Here is a 17,202-nt window from a genome sequence, read left to right as displayed (position 1 = left end):
TGATTCAGCCGTCCCGCCCGCGATCAGTGCCTGATGCCGAAGATGGCTTTGGCCTCAGTGGGGCTGGCGATCTCACGCCCCGCCTTGCGGGCGCAGGCGGCGATGCTCTCGATCAACTGCCCGTTCGACGTCACCTTGCTGCCGTCGGGCCGGTAGAAAGTATCTTCCAGGCCGGTGCGCAGGTGACCACCGAGTTCGGCGCAGCGCAGATGCAGCGGCCAGATCTCGGCGCGACCGATCGCCGTCACCTGCCAGTTGGCGTCGGGGGCCTTCAGCTTCAAAAGGATCGGCAACAGATCCGGATCCGCCGGCATGCCCGAGGCCACGCCCATCACGAAGTTGTATTCGAGCGGCCCCGAATACATGCCGGTCTGGCGGTACATGCCGACGCTGCGCACGATGCCGACATCGAAGCACTCGAATTCGGGCAGCGTGCCGGCCGCTTTCATCACATCGAGATAATCCTGGATCTTCTCGATCCGGTTGTCGAACAGATGCGGTGGCCAGGCCCAGGTGTTGTCGGCCTTGACCTTCAGGTAATTCAGCGAGCCGGCATTGCAGGCGGCCATTTCCGGTTTGGTCTGGCGCACGCAATCCAGCGCGCCGGCATAATCGGGGCCGACCACGCCGGTGGTGTGGTTGATGATGACGCCGGGACAGGCCTCGCGGATCGCCTGCTGGACTTCGCGGGACACTTCGACATCCCACGACGGCAGATGCCCCTTGTCCGGCGCCTGCTGCCGCAAGTGAATGTGCATAACGCTGGCGCCGGCATCGAACGCGGCCCTCGCTTCGCGCGCCATCTGCTCCGGCGTCACCGGAACGTGATGCTGTTTCGGGTCGGTCAGCACGCCATTCAGCGCGCAGGTGATCACCGCCTTGTCGGCCATGCTTGTTTTATCCCCATGCTGCAACGCCCGCATGATGGGGACCGGGACAGCGAAACTCTTGCGCTGACTGGCTATTCGCCCGCGAGCAACGGCTTACGCCGTCACCAGTTGCGCGCCATCGGAGGCATCGCTGCGGTAGATCCGCAGATCGCGCGATCCGGAAAAAATGGCGCGGGGCTTCAGCCCGTAGAAGCGCCGGATCGAATGACAGAAGTGGGTCGAATCCGGATAACCGATGTCCTGGGCCAAGTGGGCGAGATTGATGTCGTCATTGACGAAGTGCAGCAGGTGGCGCGCCCGCTTGTGGGCGCGGTAGGCGCGAAACGAGATCCCGGTCTCCTGCTTGAACAGATGCAGGAAGCGCGATTGCGACAGGTTGATGGCGTCGGCGCAGTCCGCCGCGGTCACCGCCGGCCCGGAGAACACGTTCAAGCGCGCGATCGCCGCGACAATGCGTGCATCGAGCGGCCGGCGCGGCAAAACCTCGCCGAGCAGGATGCTGTCGAACTCCTGGGTGGTGAAGCCGCCGCGGCGCTTCTCCAGCCGCCATTGGTGATAGGCCCCGCGAATCCGCTCGACCAGCGTCGGCCCATCATCGCTCACCCGCTGTATCAATTGCTCCAGCGCGGCTGGCGTGACGGTTTCGGGTTCGATGGTCACGTTGATGACCGAGCGGAACTCGCTTTCGATGGTATGGGGCACATTGGGCCGTACGGTCGCGATGGTGAGGCCTTCGTCGCAGCGGCCATTCTGTGTCAGCTTCAGTCGGCCTTCGATGCTGACATAAATCATGAGCGAGCCGGTGGTGCGGCCGCGCGGCCGGCCCAGCAGCCCGGCATAGAACACCCGCTCCGGGCTGATCAGCATCAAGTGGCCGGAACCATGATCGAAATCACGATTGGAATCGCGGCGCTCATGCTTCATTCGTTGTCCCTCCCGGGGCATTTTGGGCTGTCGCCGCGTCGCCCTCTTGCGGGGCGGCGCGAGCATACACCAACGGAGCTCCTTGTCATGGGGAGCGGGAGGCGCGAATTGAAGCGTTTTCCAGCGAAGTGGACACCGGTTCGCGTCAAGAAAACGCGTCAAAACAAGAATCTAGAGCTTCGGTTCCGATTCTATCGGAACGGAAGCTCTCCCGCGGAATACCGCCGCGCGGGAAATCGAAAAGAGTTGAACGATTTCAGCCGGTCATCGGCATCTCAGGGTGTGCGCGGCGCAACGTTCTGCTGTTCGCCGGCCAGCCGCTCCGCCGCCACCGCGCGCAGATATCCATCGCGCTGCCGCAACCGCTCCCAATAGGACCTCACCGCCGGGCCGAAATCCTTGGCGATCCCGATCCGTGTCGCCAGCAACAGGGCATAACCGACAGAGACATCAGCGGCGGTAAAACGGCCGCCGCACAGGAATTCCTGCTCGCTCGTAAGAGCTTCGATCGCGCGCAGCCGACCGAAAAACCATTTGGCGTAGTCGGCCGCGACCTGGGGATTGCGACGCTCCTCGGGCTCGAGCTGAGTGTAACGCAGCACCAGCGTCTGTGGAAATGTCAGCGTCGCCTCGCCGAAATGCAGGAAATTGATGAACGCGCCGTAACCCGGCTCCTCCGGCGTGATGGCAAGCGGCGTCGGCCCGTATTTGGTCACGAGGTATTGGCAGATACCGGCTGACTCCGTCATCCGCGTGTCGCCATCGAGCATCAGCGGGATGGTCCCGAGCGGATTGAGGCCGAGATACTCCTTGGCCAGCACCCGCGGCGGGAACGGCAGCATCTTCAGCTCGTAGGGCAGCCCGAGCTCCTCCAGGGTCCAGAGTGGACGGAACGAGCGCGCAGCCGCGCAGTGATAGAGTGTGATCATCTGGAGGTATCGCTCTTCTGCAGTCCCGGCAGTGTGCCCATCATCTTGCACAGCACCATCAGCATTACCTCGTCGGCGCCGCCGCCGATGGAAGCGAGACGGCTGTCGCGATAGGCACGGCTGACCAATGTCTCATTCATGAAGCCCATGCCGCCCCAATATTGCAAGCAGGCATCGGTGAGCTGCCGCCCCAGCCGCCCCGCCTTCAACTTTGCCATGGTCGCAAGCCGGGTCACATCTTCGCCCGCGACCAGGGCTTCGCCGGCGCGATAGACCAGCGAGCGCAGCAATTCCACCTCGGTCTGCATCTCCGCCAGCTTGAAGTGCACGGTCTGGTTGTCGAGGATGCTCTGCCCGAACGCCTTGCGATCCCGCGTATAGGCGATGGTCTCCTCGATGATGACCTCGTGCGCCTTGAGGCAGGCGGCCGCGCCCCACAGCCGCTCCTCCTGGAACTGGATCATCTGATAGGTGAAGCCGTGGCCTTCCTCGCCGATCCGGTTGCGCTTGGGCACGCGCACGCCATCGAAATGAATCTGTGCGGTATCCGAGGAATGCATGCCCAGTTTGTCCAGCTTGCGGGCGATGGTGACGCCCTTGCTTGTCATGGGCACGCAGATCAGCGACTTGTTGCGATGCTTGGGGCCATCGCCGGTGTTGGCCAAAAGACAAATCCAGTCGGCCTGCGTGCCGTTGGTGATCCACATCTTGCCGCCGTCAATGACATAATCGTCGCCATCGGAGCGGGCATTGGTCTTGATCCCCGACACGTCCGAACCGGCACCGAGCTCGGAGACGCCGATACAGGCCACCGCATCGCCGGACACCGCGGGCGCCAGGAACTCGCGCCTGACATCATCGGAGCCGAACCGCGCCAGCGCCGGTGTCGCCATATCGGTCTGCACCCCGATCGCCATCGGCACCCCGCCGCAACGGATGGCGCCAAGTTCCTCCGCCATCATCAGCGCAAAACTGTAGTCGAGCCCCTGGCCACCGAATTCCACCGGCTTGTTGAGGCCGAGAAAACCGAGTGCGCCGAGTTTCTTGAACAGAGCATGGGCCGGGAAAATACCGGCCCTCTCCCATTCATCCACGAACGGATTGATCTCGTTGGCGATGAATTTCTGCAGAATCCGGCGCGGCTCGTCGTGCTCGGTGGAGAACAGCATCTTGTGGTTCCTATTATGATGTCGGGCTCACAGCCCCATCTGGCGGCTGGCAAGATCCTTCATGATCTCCTCGGTGCCACCGCCGATGGCATTGACCTTCACCTCGCGGTAGATTCGCTCCACCTTGACGCCGCGCATGAAGCCGGCGCCGCCGAAAATCTGCACCGCCTCGGAGGCGCAGAACGCCATGGTCTGGGTGGCCTGGTTCTTCATCATGCAGATCTCGGCCACCGGATTTTCGCCCTGCTCCAGCCGCCACGCCAGCATTTCCAGCATCGCCTGGGTCGCCGCGACCTTCTGCGCCATGTCGACGATCTTATGGCGGATCACCTGGTGATGCGCGATCGGCTTGCCGAAGGTGTGGCGCTCCTTGGCATAGGCGATCGCTTCTTCGACACAGACCTGGGCGAAGCCGGTGCAGCCGGCCGCCATACCCATGCGCTCGCTGTTGAAATTCTGCATGATGATCTTGAAGCCCGCGCCTTCCTCGCCGATCAGATTCTCGGCCGGCACGCGGCAGTCGTCGAAATGCAGGGACGCGGTATCCGACGCCCACCAGCCCATCTTCTTCAGCGGTGTCCGCGACAAACCCGGCGTATCGCCCGGGATCAGCAGCAGGCTGACGCCGCCGGCGCCCTCGCCGCCGGTGCGCACCGCGACCGTGATGTAATCGGCCCGCATGCCCGAGGTGATGAAGGTCTTCTCACCGCTGACGATATAGTGGTCGCCGTCCCGCCGCGCCTTGGTACGGAGATTGGCGACGTCCGACCCGCCGCCCGGCTCGGTGATGGCGAGTGCAGAAATCTTGCGACCGGACAGAATCTCCGGCAACATCCGCGCCTTCACCTCCGCGCGCGCGGCCCGCGCAATCGGTGGCGCGCCGATGGTGTGGCTCATCAGGCTGGCGCTGACGCCGCCGCAGCCAGCCCGCGCCAGCTCCTGCGACGCGACAATGCGCATGAACTGATCACAGGCGACGCCGCCGAACTCCTCGGGAAAACCCAGGCCCAGCAGACCTATGTTCGCAGCCTTCAGATAAAGCTCGCGCGGGAACTCCCCCGCTTCGTCCCAGCGAAACGCATGGGGCTCGATCTCGCGCTCGACAAACCGGCGCATCACCTCGCGAAAAGCAAGATGTTCCGCCGTGTAGAACGGACTGTTGGCCAATGAATGCACCCCGACACTGCGATCAGACAGTGCAAAGCATGGCGCGAATCGCGCCGGCCAACTTGCGTCGAGTGGCTATCGAGGCATGCATGACCGAGAGCCCTCAAATCAAGGGGCCCTCGGTCCAAGCAAGTGAGCAGCCAAGCTGCTGTTACACGACCAACAGGTCGTGCGCATGCAGCGTCGCTCCCGGCTGAAGCTGGACCAGCGCAACAGCGGACGCGGTGGTGCCGTCGACGCTGTAATACAGCGTCGCATTCGCCGTGTCGAAGTGGAGACGGCTGTCGGTCGAGGCGAACTGACCGTCGGCCGAGCTTTCGAACACGAACGAGGTATCCATGCCGGCTGTCAAGCCGCCGCCGAGGCCGCTGGCGGACAGAGCAATCCGATCGTGTTCGATACTGTTGTTGAAGTCGGTGATCGTGCTTGACCCACCGGTTGCCTGCTGGAAGACGAAGGTATCGTTGCCGGTGCCGCCGGTGAGGGTTGCGCCGCCGGCATTTCCGATCAGCACGTCGTTGCCTCCGCCACCGTTCAGCGTCTGGCCGGACCCATGGCCGATGACAATGTCGTCTCCCCCGGTGCCCGTCAGGGTCGCGCTGCCTGTCGCCTGATTGATGACGGTCGCTGTCGCCGCCCCGGACACCGCCCTCCCATCGGTAACGTCGTAGGTGAAGGCACCGCCATTGGTGGCATCGTCGGAGAAAAACACATCGCCGGATTGGAACGCCGTCCCGCCCGAACTTCCGGTGATGGAGTGAACACCGAGCGTGTCGAGCATGTCGGGGTCGGTATCGTTGGCAAGCAGCGCGAACGTTGGAATGGCGACCGACCCGTTGGCATCGACATCCGTAACGACCGTTTCGCCATGCGCCGTCGGCGCATCGTTGGCGCCGTTGATCGCGACGCTGACATCCTGGGCCTTCGACACCCCATGATCGTCCGTGATGAGCACGGTGTAGGTCTGAACCAGGGTCTGCCCCGCCGAGAGATACTGAATGTCGGCATTATCGACGGTGAAGTGCCAGTTAACCGAGCCGTTTCCCGACGTTTCCGTCACGGGATCAAGTGAGAATGTACCGACATAACCGGTTCCCTGAGCACTGAAGCTCGCGGTATGTGTATCGCCGGTTTCGAGATCGGAGAAGGCGATGTTGCCGTCAGTCGTTTCCGTAGCGGGCCCCGTCGGCGACTGCAGCGAAACCTGGTCCAGGAAGAGACCGGTGGTACCGTCCGTCGAATAAGAGAATGTCAGGGGCATTGACGATCCGTCGCCGACGATGTCGAACGTATAATACGTGAAGCCATTGTCGACGTGGCTGGTTCCGAACAGCTCCACACCACCCCAAGAGACGTGAAACGTTGACGAAAACGCTTCCGGATCTCCGGTGACGACAAAGCTCAGCGTGTAGTGCTGCCCCGCATTTGTTGCCACTGATTGAGTCAAGCTACCGGAATGTTCGAGCCTGGCGGTATAATTCCCAAACGCACCACCGATTCCCTGGAATTCGGCCGATACGTCCGAACTGGCGGTCCATCCAGAGAGGTTCCCGGCCTCGAACCCGCCATTGACGAGAAGCACTGGACCGGCGTCTTCGATCACCGTTCCAAACACGTTGCTCGCGCCGATCTGCGGTGCCTCATAGCTGCCGGTGATATTGAAATCCAGCGTGCTCGATGCAGTCCGGCCATGGGTATCGACGACGGTGAAGGTGAAGTGGTCCACCGCGGTATCGCCGGCCGACAGAGCGTCAAGCGCGGAATTCGCGGTGTAGGTGTAGCCGCCGTCGGGCTGAAGAACCAGTGTTCCATACAGACCCGCTACCGCGTGCCCCACATTGGCGGCATTGCCATTGACAGAAGTGACGTCCGCAATGGTGCTGGAGTCTCCGGCATTGATGATTCCGGTGGTAAACAAATTGTCGAAGGCTATGACGGTGCCGGCGTCGACGCCGGTCGTATCGGCAATCGCGATATTTCCGGAATTCACCACAAGAGGGTCGTCCGCGCCGTTCACGGTGATCGTCACGACCTGGGTCGAACTCGTGGCGGCATCGCTGACGGTCACGTTGTAGGTGACAGTCAAGGTCTCTCCGGCGCCGAGGAAATCCAGGTCGCGGTCCGGAATGCTGAACGTCCAGTCGATACCGCCGGTGCCGGGGCCGGTTGAATCATGCAAAGTCGTTATCAATGCCGCTTGAAGATCGGCCAACGTAGCCGCCGGTATGGCATCAAAATTGAAAGACCATACGGCCGTGTCGAGAACCACGCTGACCTGATGGGTATCCGACAGGTCGACGTCGGCAAAATTCAGCGTGCCGGTCGGAACAGGGCTCGTGGTATCGAGCACGGGCGATCCCGTGGTGTTCGGTCTCTCCGACAACGACGCCGATTGCGGCCCACTCGTCATCGTCACGGCATCATTGGTTCCGGTGGCGGTGACTGTGACGGTCTGTACCGCATTCGTGGCCGCGTCGGAGACCTTCACGTTGTAGGTGATCGCCAGCGTCTCGCCCGCTGCGAGGAAGTCGAGGTCCCGGTCAGGAACGCTGAATGACCAATCAACGCTGCCGGTACCCGTACCGGTGGAGTCGTGCAAAGTGGTCGCCAGTGCCGTGGCCAAATCCGCCTGGGTAGCGACCGGAACTCCCGAACCTCCAGACCAGACCGCCGAAGCAACCGATACGGCCACCGCGTGTGTGTCACCGGTGTCCTGGTCGGTGAAAGCGAGGGACCCAGTCGGGACCGGGCTGGTCGAATTGGGCAGCGACGAGCCGGTGGTATCCGCCAGCTCAATGAGAGACGCCGCCCCCGGTCCACTGGTGATCGCGACCGGATGATTGGTTCCGAGGATCGTCACCGTCACGATCTGGGTGTCGGAGGCGAGCGCGGAATCAGTCAGCTTGATGGTGTAGGTCAGCGTCAGCGTCTCGCCGGCGCCGAGGAAGCTCACCGCGGCGTTGGAGATCGCGAAATTCCAGTCGACATCACCGAGCAGATGCAAAGTGGAATCATGAACAGACGTGGACATCGCCGCCAGCAATGCTGCGTTGGAGAGCGGAATTGATCCGCCGCCCGAACGCACCGCGGTGACTGTCGACGATACCGTGTGGGTATCCGACAAATCCAGGTCGGCGAACAGGAAATCACCGTGTGCCACGAGGTTTCCGGCGGGCGTAACGTTCTGTCCTTCGGTGAAATGCGCGGACTCCGGCCCGCTGAGGTAGATCGGCGCATCATTGGTGCCGATGATCGTCACGATGACGTTTTGTGTGCTGACGCCGCCGGCATGATCGTCGAGCTGCACCGTATAGGTGATGTTCAGATGCTCGCCGGCCGCGAGGTAGTCGAAAGCAAGATCCGGGGCCAGGAACGTGGTGTTGATGGTCCCGTTCGCGGAGCCGGACGCCTTGACGACATTGTCGATGTGAAAGAATGCCAACAACTCGGCGGAGCCGATCCCGCCGGGCAGAAGGCCGGCCGTAGCGCCGGACGCCGACGCGGCGATGACAGAGGCGGTGTGCCCGACATTGGCGAGGTCGGGATCGGTGAACTGCAGGGCGAGATGAGCTGTGTCCGGCGAAAATGACAGGGTCTGGCCAACCTGCTCGGACACGGTCGCGACCGGCACGACCGCGATCACGGGCTTGTCGTCGGTTCCAGTGACGTTCACCGTCACCGTCTGCTTAACTGATCCGCCGTGATTGTCGGCAACCAGGATGTCGTAGGTGAGCGTCAAGGTCTGGTTCTTGGCGAGAAAATCAAAATCGTTGTCGGCGGCGCTGAAGGACCATTTGACCACGCCGGACCCGTTGCTGTCGCTGAGGATGGACGACGACATCGCCGCGTTCAAATCCGCCAGCGCGGCCGCGGGAACGCCTCCGCCCCCCGACAACGACGCGGTGCGCAACGACGCGGATGTCGTGTGACTATCGGTCCTGTCACTGTCCCGGAAGCCGAGGGTGCCGGTTGCGAGATGCGGTGTCGCGGAGTTCGTCGTGTTTGCGGTTTCGCTGAAGCTGGTGCTGGCTGCAGACGAGGTAAAGGTCGGATTGTGATTGGACATGATCGTGATCCCTGATGCCCTGGAAATAGACGGGCCGGTTGAAGGGCGTACACGCGAAAATCAATTGCACCGCTCAGCGATGGCCCACTCGCGGCATCGAACTTCGAACGAGAAACTCAGGTTGGGATTGATCCCGATGTTGGATAATGCCGAAAATGTAACCGCGAGATCGTTCAGTTTGATGACATCGCGATAACCGCGGTTGAAAAACATGTGCGGCGGACATGAAGAACAGGCGTATCAAATTATTTCGAAGCTCGAATAAATCGAGCCTATACGCAAGGTTGCGTTGTCGTCAACGAGGAGTTCGAACCTGCAAAAGCATTTTTGGCGCGAAGGATCCCTACGCAATTCTTGATCTGTGCAGGAGCCTTCGATTCGCTGGAAGACATCAAACTGGCATCGTCTGGCAATGACAGATCGCGCGTCTCGACGAGATGTGCGATTCCTCTGCGTCTCAGGCGTCTCCCCGCAATGCGTCGCACGTGCGGCATGGATCGCAACACGCCGCCGCCATCACACGCGAGCAATCGCATGGGATGGCGGCAGCGATATCAGAAGATTACTGAAGAGGAATGGTCTGGGTTGGCGTACCCGTGCTTCGGAAAACGTTGTTGCCGTAAGAAATCACGGTCGTTCCGCCGGCGATCAACAGGCTGGGGACGGAGAACGCCAGGGTGTTTGCCGAGAGAACAACCTGCCCCGGACCCGAAACGCTCACTGCGGCCCCTCCGTTGAGGTCGAATGTCGTCCTTTCGATGACGGCATTGTTCACGACGCCCGCTTGCCCTTGCAAAAAGAAGCCGCCCAGCGTGTTATTGATGATCTGCGAGTCTTGTATGAAAACACGCGAATTGGCGTTTGCAGCCTCCAGATCGACCCCGCGCTGCGTGAAATTCCGGATAGAGCATTTCCGAATCGTTACGGTCGCCGCATTGAGGATACGGACGCCATTCAGGCCCGTCCCCAAACCTTCGATATCAAGACCTGAGAGCAGCACCTTATCGTTCACGCCGGCGTTCACGATGATGGCATTGGTTCCGGAAACGAGAACCCCAGCTTCGATGCTCTCGGAGATGATGCTGATCGCTTTCGTGATGGTGACTCCGCCAAATCCACCGGGATCAAGCACGTTGATCTCGCCGCCCGCAGCCGTCTTGGAGATTGCACCCGGGAAAGTCTTGCACGGCGCAGTCCGGCTGCACGGGTTGGCGTCGTCGCCGACCCCGGACACCCAGGTTCGTGTCGCCTGCGCGTGGGCAGGTGCCGAATAAGCTGTAATGGCGAGAATCCCGCCCATGATGGCGAGCGCAAGCAGCCCGAGCTTTTTCATATTGGTCTCCAGATACAATGAATGATTAAAATGGGCAGCAGTAATCAACCGAACTTGGGAACGTACGCTTTGAAAACAGCACGTCGTGCGCCCGTCGACATGCAAAATTTTATTATTTGAAATGCAATTTACGCAAAAGTGCTCCGCGCCACAATAGCGGCTGCTTTAGGCCACATTCCAGCAGGCCCCAACCTCCGGTTGCGCAAATAAGAACAGCCGGATTCTTGCTCGACAGTGCACTGGCAAGCGACTCCGGAAATTTCTCTCAAGAGAGATTCGCTGCTCCTACTGTTCAAAGTTCAGCGTCGGGTCATTTCAGATCATGACCTTCCCCACAGCGAGAGCGCAAACACCATCGATGTGTGGTGCCAGAGCGGTCGATCTCGAGATTCGACAATAAGCACTGATGCCGCGGCATTCACTGCGGTGAAGCCCGACGCAAGCCGTTGCGGGCACATCGCCGTCATCGGCCTAGCGCCGGGGCACCACGCATGTTACCGGCGCACCTGCAAAAATACGTAGAATGATGAGAATTGCAGCAATGACGATAAGCGCTGGCTGTATGAATTCTCTGTGTTGAGCTCTCTCAACTGCCGCAATAACGGAGAGGGTCATTGCATTCGATCGAAACCCTCTTTGATCCAGCCAAGCAAACTCTGACTCGCTTCCGCCTCGCGTTGGTCGGCGATCATCACCTGTCGTGAATGATATTCTCGCTTCATCGTCGGGAGGTGATGCGGGCCGACTGCGACAAAGGAGCATCGAAAACGAGAGACGTATTTTCCCGCTGACGCTTTGGTGCGGCCGTTACCGGTCGACGTCAGCATCAGCATCTTTCACCACCATGATCGCGCGGGCAGGAATCGCAACGACATCGCACCTGCTAACCAAACGGGCGGTTGCGGAATCTAGCCACCGCTCCATCATCTGCACCACACGGGGCAGCCGCAAATGATCGCGACGGCAACGGCTCGTTGTTGACCCAAAGTGCATTGCGGATCGAATGGAGCAAAGAGGCACGCGCAGCGGTTGTGCTCTCAACAACCGCTGCGACAAAATATCGCACCACATGTGCCTTGCGACAAACGCCGGTTTCGGAACCGGCGACACCTCTCGGCGCCCCCACAATTTGAGCGCGAGAACCGAGAGATGTTGTCGCTCACATATCGGAAGCACATCTGCCAACCACGCCCGGCGAGCAAGCGGATCGACCTGAGATTATTGATGCGCGAGCGTCTGGGTAATTGCCGCGGCGGTCCGGAATATGTTGTTCCCGTACGAGATCGTGGTGGCGCCAGCCGATATCGCAACGCTGGTGGGAGAGAAACCTACCGTGTTTCCAGACAAGATAACCTGACCAGGGCCGACGAGATCGATGGCAGTGCCCGGGTTCAGATCGAACGTCGTTCGTTCGATGAACGCGTTATTGGCCGCCCCGCCCGCTCCCTGCATATGGAAGCCGCCCAGCGTATTGCTGATGATCTGCGAGTCCTGCAGATAAACTCGGGTATTGGCCGGTCCCTCCAGATTGACACCCCGTTGCGTGAAGTTGCGGAGCGAGCAGTTCCGGATCGTGACCGTGGCAGCGTTGAGCACCCGGACACCGTTCAGGCCTGTCCCGAATCCTTCAATGTCGAGCCCCGACAACAAAACTTCGGCACCCGCAGCATTTACGATCACCCCATTGGTGCCTGCGGCAAGTATGCCACCAATCACACCTTCACAGAGGATCGAAATCGATTTGGTAATGGTCACCGCACCGAAACCACCGGAATCGAGGCAATTGATTTCGCCGGCCGTCGCCGTCTTCGAAATGGCTCCCGCGAATGTTTTGCACGGCGCCGTGCGGCTGCAGGGATTGACATCGTCGCCGACGCCGGACACCCAGGTGCGCGTCGCCTGGGCGTGGGCAGGCGCGGCATACGACGCGACCGCGAGAACGGCACCGACAGCGGCAAGAAACGACAACGCAAATTTTTTCATATCTGCTCTCCAATGATTGGAATTTTGAATGGGGATCAAGAACCAAAGTCATGACGCCGGCCCTCTCCGAAATTTAGAAATGCGAAGCGAGCGGGAAAAATTGATATTTGTTCGGAGCAAAAATGCGGTGCACTCCGTTCAGCGATTACCATCGCGACGTCAGCTGGCCGTGTCCGGCAATATCGATTGCAGGACATGGCGAGTGGCATAAGGCCTCATTGAAGCCCGAGCGTCTGTGTAATCGCCGCGGACGTCCGGAAGAGATTGTTCCCGTAGGAGATTGTGGCCACGCCACCTGATGACGCAACGCTGGTGGGAGAGAACCCCACCGTATTTGCGGAGAGGATGACCTGACCCGGGCCAACGAGATCGATGGCAGTGCCCGCATTCAAATCGAACGTCGTACGTTCAATGACCGCATTGTTGGATGCCCCTCCGACTCCCTGCATGCGGAAGCCGCCCAGCGTGTTGCTGATGATCTGCGAGTCCTGGAGATAGACCCGGGTATTCGCCGGCCCTTCCAGGCTGACGCCACGCTGCGTAAAGTTTCGGATCGACGTGTTCCGGATCGTCACCGTCGCCGCATTAAGAACACGGACGCCATTAAGGCCCGTCCCGAACCCTTCGATGTCGAGGCCCGACAACAAGACCTCCGAGGCCGCTGCATTCACGATCACTCCATTGGTGCCCGCGGCAAGCACGCCACCAATCACGCCGTCGCAAATAATCGAAATCGCCTTGGTGATGGTCACCGCGCCGAAGCCGCCGGAATCGAGGCAATTGATTTCACCTGCCGTCGCGGTCTTCGAGATGGCGCCCGCGAAGGTCCTGCAGGGCGCGGTGCGGCTGCAAGGATCGGCGTCGTTGCCGACACCGGATACCCAGGTGCGCGACTGCGCGTGGGCAGGTGCGGCGAATGAGGTGGCCGCGAGAATCGCGCCGCAAGCGGCGAGTAATGCGAACTTCTTCATGTCTGCTCTCCAGTGGTTTGGTGATTGAAATTGGCCGTCAAAAAAACAAAGGTCTGCCTTTCCGGCAGCACTCGTTCTCGCGTGCACCGGATCGCTGCGAAGTTAGCTAAAGTGAATTGCAAGCCTGCCCATACGTCGGACGACGCACCAAAAGGTTCGCGCTTCAGCCGCGTTGAAAATGCATCTTCGACTGCGACAAAGTTTCACGTCTGACATTTGAACGTGTTGAGCGCATTTCGACACTAAATCAGATTGCAGCGCAGACTTCTGCCGATCACTCCGAAGATGATCGTTGCGCCGTAACACGCATTGCGGGCACCATTCTCTGGCTCGGTGAGCACGCACCGAGGACGGAGTGAGCTTGACCTATCGATGATGCGTGTTCAGCGGCTCGGCTCAGAGCCCGTCGTGCTCGCCGTTTTTCGGCGTTGATCGCGGCGTAAAGGGCGCGAACGACGTGCCGGACACAACGGCCGGCGGCGGCGGCACACTCTCCATCGGCGCCGTGGGTGTCTCCCTCACCATCACCACTGTCTCGATTCGATCGCCGTTTTTCAGCGTGGCTTCGCGTCCGACAATGGAACCGAGTTGCCAACCCGCATAAACATCGCCCCGGCGCATGCGGACGATGCCGTTACTCGCGCGATCGACGAACACCGCGATCGCATCGGTCTCGCCGACGACGGCCCCGATCAATTTCAGTTTCAGGGGGTCAGGCAGCGATGCCGGCGCCTGTGGTGTCACTGGCTCTGCGATCGGACCGGCGACCGCTTGCGGCGGCGGACGCCGGGAGGCTGAAAAGATCGGACGGTCGCGGGTGGCCGAAAGTCTGGAGAGCGGGACCGACCACAGCGGGTTTCCGGACAGTGACGGAGCTGTTTTCGACGACGGCGCCGGGGCAGTCGGATCGCGCCTGGCGTCCGGCAGCGATCGCCGCTCGGTTTCGATCGGGCCAACGGTCGGTGCCATGATATTATCGGGCAATACATCCAGGTCGCGAGACGACACCGCATGCGACGGCCGGATCTCCCCGACAACAATCAACGTCAGGCAAATCGCGCCAACACGGATTCTGGTACGGATCCCGACCATCTTCTGCATTCCACCGCCGTCAAACCAAGCCTGTCGAAAGAACTTCGCGTCAATGACGTATGTCTAGCATCTTCGGCGGCAACGGTCAGTCCGAATCAGACTATCCCCTCTCCCGCTCACTTCCCGGCCTGCCATTGCCCGGAGACACCGAGCACCACCCTCACGCGGCCGGTGCCGCCGCCTTCGCCGACCGCCGTGGTTTGCGGAGACTGCACGTCGAGCTGATCGACAAACAGGAATGGCATGCCGGCTTCGAGATCGTACAGCACCTTCTGCAAGGCAGGCTGGTCCATTTCGCAACTGACCAGAAGCCCTACAAAACCGTCCCTGGCCAGCACGCCCTGCAGATCGACCTGCGAGGACTGGACCGTCCCCCCGGCATTGCCGATCGCGCCCGCCACCCGCTGCAGCAGCGCCGCGCCTGCAACCGTGACCGTCGGCCCTTCCAGGAAAGGCGTTCCGGGGCGGGCGGGCCCGATCGCCCCGGCTGACGGGGCGCCGCCCTTGCGCCCCTTGATCTGATCCAGCATCTCCGAGGTCTGCGCCAGCGCACGCCGACGGTCGAGAATATCCGACACCGTGAGGCCGGTCGTGACCAGCAAACTGCCGACGACAACCACGTACAAGAGCGACGCGATCAGTGGCGAGCGCGCAAGATACCGCGTGATGGTTTGCTCCTGCATCATGGGTTCGGCACGTTGTTCGGCTGGATGCTCGCTTCGATATGAAACCGATCGCCGGAATCAGAGGCTGCGCGCGTGGTCGGAGCATAGAAGGTGGCGCGTGTGAAATGCCGCGACTGTTCGATCAGGGAAATCAGCGACGGCGCATCACCGGTGATGCCCGAGACTTGGATCCTGCCGCCCTGAACATGCAGCTCGGTCACATAGGTATGATCGGGAAGCACCCGGCTGAGCGCGTCAAGAACGATGACGTTTGACGGCGTTTCGTGTTTGCGGCGCTCGAGGGCCGCCGTGGGGGAGCTTTCGCCAGCGCCTCCGGCGCGAATGGCAGCGCGCCGCTGCGCGACTTGGCGCGCGAGTTCGTCCTCCTGTGCGGCGAGATCGTCGACCATATAAGCCGACACCGCAAGCGACACCACCGTGGCCATCGCCGTGGCCGCGAGAGCGACCAGCAATACGCGGCCGAGGCGCACCACGTCGAGATGCCCACGGGAGCTTTGCTCGAACAACTTGACTCGTCCCGCATCGTGCTCCGCGATATTGGCACAGATCGCAACCGCGGCGGGATGGAAACTTGAGACGGCGTGAACGTAAGCCGCCGCGATCTTGCGTGTGGTCACCGCGACGATGGTCGTGATGCTGTCGCCGCCGGTTGCGACCGGACTGCTGCAGCCGAACACCGCCTCATTGATCGTCCAGGGTGTCAGCCGGTCGATTTGCGCCCGCACGATTCCGTCCAGGAAATCCGCCGCGCGCGACGGCAGCTCGAGCGGACGAAACAGGACGCGCTTCGGCTGGAGAATAATTTCAATCCGGCTTCCCTTCAGGATCGGTGCGAGGTCCGGTGCGGACAGCACACCGTCGCGCAAGCGCACCTGTTGCGGCACGGCCCCGGACCGATCCGTGGCCTCAACCCGGAATACATCCGACTCTTCCTCGACCAGGCGCACCACCCGCGGTGACACCACGCGTTCGAGCCCACCGACAATGGCAGCGGCAACGCTGTTGGTCCAGGCGAGGAAAATCGCGCCCAGCGTTCGGAGAAATGTCATTGCCCACCTGCCTGCCCGGATACCGGCGCGGAGCTGCCGTCCGTTCCGTTGCGCCACGACAGTATACGATAGGGCTCGTCGCCGTCATCGAGAAGCAGAATCACCGCCTCGACAGTCGCCTTGCGGCCGCCGCCGAGACCGACACCGATGGTGACCCGATAGCTGCCGGATCCAGTGAGCGATGCCTCGCCTCCCGCCAGCTTCAACAGCGACTGCGGATCTGTTCGCGAATCATCGCGCCCTGACAGCAACGCCTGAAGCTTGTCCGGCGTCATCCCCGGAAGAGCCGCCATGACTTGCGGCGCCGCGTCGAAAACGTTGATCGACGCACCGCCACCGAACACGGTAACGAACGGCATCATTTGCTCGATCAGAAACGGTGGAATGCCGTAAACCAGCCAAAGCTCTTCGACCTGGGGAAATGGCGCATGTCGCGGCAGGTAGGCAAGTCCCGCGGTCCGGTAGAACGAATTTTCGGTGTCGTTGGCGGCGGCCGCTCCTGGTGTTCGCCAGGCGTCGATGCGGTCTGCATAGCTGGCGGCATTGGACGCGGACGTGCCCAAGCCCCTCATCAGCCCCGCCAGCAGTTCTTTCGGCGCCGCATTGAGATCGATCCGGGAGGCTTCGGATTGAAACGCGACCGAAATCTCCGCCGGCCCGATGCGGCTGCGAAACCGGCCGCTGCTCGGACGAAGATCCTTTTGAAATGCTCCCAGCCGATAGGCCGTAAGCTCGACCCCCGCCGTTGCAAGGGCATCGATCTGGAGCCGGTCGGTCGTTCCCGACACGACCACCGCCGTGTTGGTGACATAAGTCAGATAGATCATCGCCAGCGCGGCCAGCGCGGCCAGGATCCAGAGCGCGGCAACGACGATGAAACCGTCCGCCGCATGGCAGTCGCCTTCGAGTGAATGGCAAGGTTTCGCGCGGGTGGCCTGCATGG

The 17,202-nt window shown here is 61.3% G+C and carries 14 protein-coding genes; all 14 read right to left on the bottom strand.

Annotation, left to right across the window (positions count from 1 at the left end; genetic code table 11):
• Window positions 1–23 precede the first annotated feature (23 nt).
• Window positions 24–890, bottom strand: a complete 867-nt coding sequence (locus RS897_RS17865) for a beta-keto acid cleavage family enzyme (RefSeq protein ID WP_315837836.1) — start codon at window positions 888–890, stop codon at window positions 24–26.
• A 93-nt stretch (window positions 891–983) separates the two neighbouring features.
• Entirely contained in the window at window positions 984–1,814 is an 831-nt protein-coding gene (locus RS897_RS17860) for a helix-turn-helix transcriptional regulator (protein ID WP_315837835.1), read from the bottom strand.
• Between the two features lie 275 nt (window positions 1,815–2,089).
• On the bottom strand, window positions 2,090–2,743 hold the full coding sequence (locus RS897_RS17855; protein ID WP_315837834.1) for a glutathione S-transferase family protein: 654 nt from the start codon (window positions 2,741–2,743) through the stop codon (window positions 2,090–2,092).
• Window positions 2,740–3,912: an acyl-CoA dehydrogenase family protein gene (locus RS897_RS17850; protein WP_315837833.1), complete on the bottom strand. Its 1,173-nt coding sequence runs from the start codon at window positions 3,910–3,912 to the stop codon at window positions 2,740–2,742. Before RS897_RS17850 ends, RS897_RS17855 begins: the two co-directional genes overlap by 4 nt.
• A gap of 27 nt (window positions 3,913–3,939) precedes the next feature.
• A complete protein-coding gene (locus RS897_RS17845) occupies window positions 3,940–5,079 on the bottom strand; it encodes an acyl-CoA dehydrogenase family protein (protein ID WP_315837832.1) in 1,140 nt (379 codons plus the stop codon).
• A gap of 151 nt (window positions 5,080–5,230) precedes the next feature.
• Entirely contained in the window at window positions 5,231–9,145 is a 3,915-nt protein-coding gene (locus RS897_RS17840; protein ID WP_315837831.1) for a beta strand repeat-containing protein, read from the bottom strand.
• A gap of 562 nt (window positions 9,146–9,707) precedes the next feature.
• Window positions 9,708–10,478, bottom strand: coding sequence for a right-handed parallel beta-helix repeat-containing protein (locus RS897_RS17835; protein WP_315837830.1), 771 nt, complete (start codon window positions 10,476–10,478; stop codon window positions 9,708–9,710).
• Between the two features lie 611 nt (window positions 10,479–11,089).
• Window positions 11,090–11,311 carry a hypothetical protein gene (locus tag RS897_RS17830; protein ID WP_315837829.1) on the bottom strand — a complete coding sequence of 74 codons (222 nt, stop codon included), beginning with the start codon at window positions 11,309–11,311 and terminating at the stop codon, window positions 11,090–11,092.
• 385 nt (window positions 11,312–11,696) lie between these two features.
• Window positions 11,697–12,461 carry a right-handed parallel beta-helix repeat-containing protein gene (locus tag RS897_RS17825; protein ID WP_315837828.1) on the bottom strand — a complete coding sequence of 255 codons (765 nt, stop codon included), beginning with the start codon at window positions 12,459–12,461 and terminating at the stop codon, window positions 11,697–11,699.
• 215 nt (window positions 12,462–12,676) lie between these two features.
• Window positions 12,677–13,432, bottom strand: coding sequence for a right-handed parallel beta-helix repeat-containing protein (locus RS897_RS17820; RefSeq protein WP_315837827.1), 756 nt, complete (start codon window positions 13,430–13,432; stop codon window positions 12,677–12,679).
• Window positions 13,433–13,828: 396 nt separating this feature from the next.
• Window positions 13,829–14,401: a hypothetical protein gene (locus tag RS897_RS17815; protein WP_315837826.1), complete on the bottom strand. Its 573-nt coding sequence runs from the start codon at window positions 14,399–14,401 to the stop codon at window positions 13,829–13,831.
• 239 nt (window positions 14,402–14,640) lie between these two features.
• The gene (gene gspM / locus RS897_RS17810; protein ID WP_315837825.1) at window positions 14,641–15,210 is read right to left on the bottom strand and encodes a type II secretion system protein GspM; all 570 of its coding nucleotides are present in this window, start codon (window positions 15,208–15,210) and stop codon (window positions 14,641–14,643) included.
• A complete protein-coding gene (locus RS897_RS17805; protein WP_315837824.1) occupies window positions 15,207–16,259 on the bottom strand; it encodes a PilN domain-containing protein in 1,053 nt (350 codons plus the stop codon). Before RS897_RS17805 ends, gspM begins: the two co-directional genes overlap by 4 nt.
• Window positions 16,256–17,200, bottom strand: coding sequence for a type II secretion system minor pseudopilin (locus RS897_RS17800; protein ID WP_315837823.1), 945 nt, complete (start codon window positions 17,198–17,200; stop codon window positions 16,256–16,258). Before RS897_RS17800 ends, RS897_RS17805 begins: the two co-directional genes overlap by 4 nt.
• Window positions 17,201–17,202 lie beyond the last annotated feature (2 nt).

Origin of the sequence: Bradyrhizobium prioriisuperbiae, from assembly GCF_032397745.1 — a bacterium.
Lineage (GTDB): Bacteria > Pseudomonadota > Alphaproteobacteria > Rhizobiales > Xanthobacteraceae > Bradyrhizobium_A > Bradyrhizobium_A prioriisuperbiae.
The sequence above is the reverse complement of the archived record's forward strand: the minus strand, read 5'-3'. Positions and strand labels throughout refer to the sequence as shown.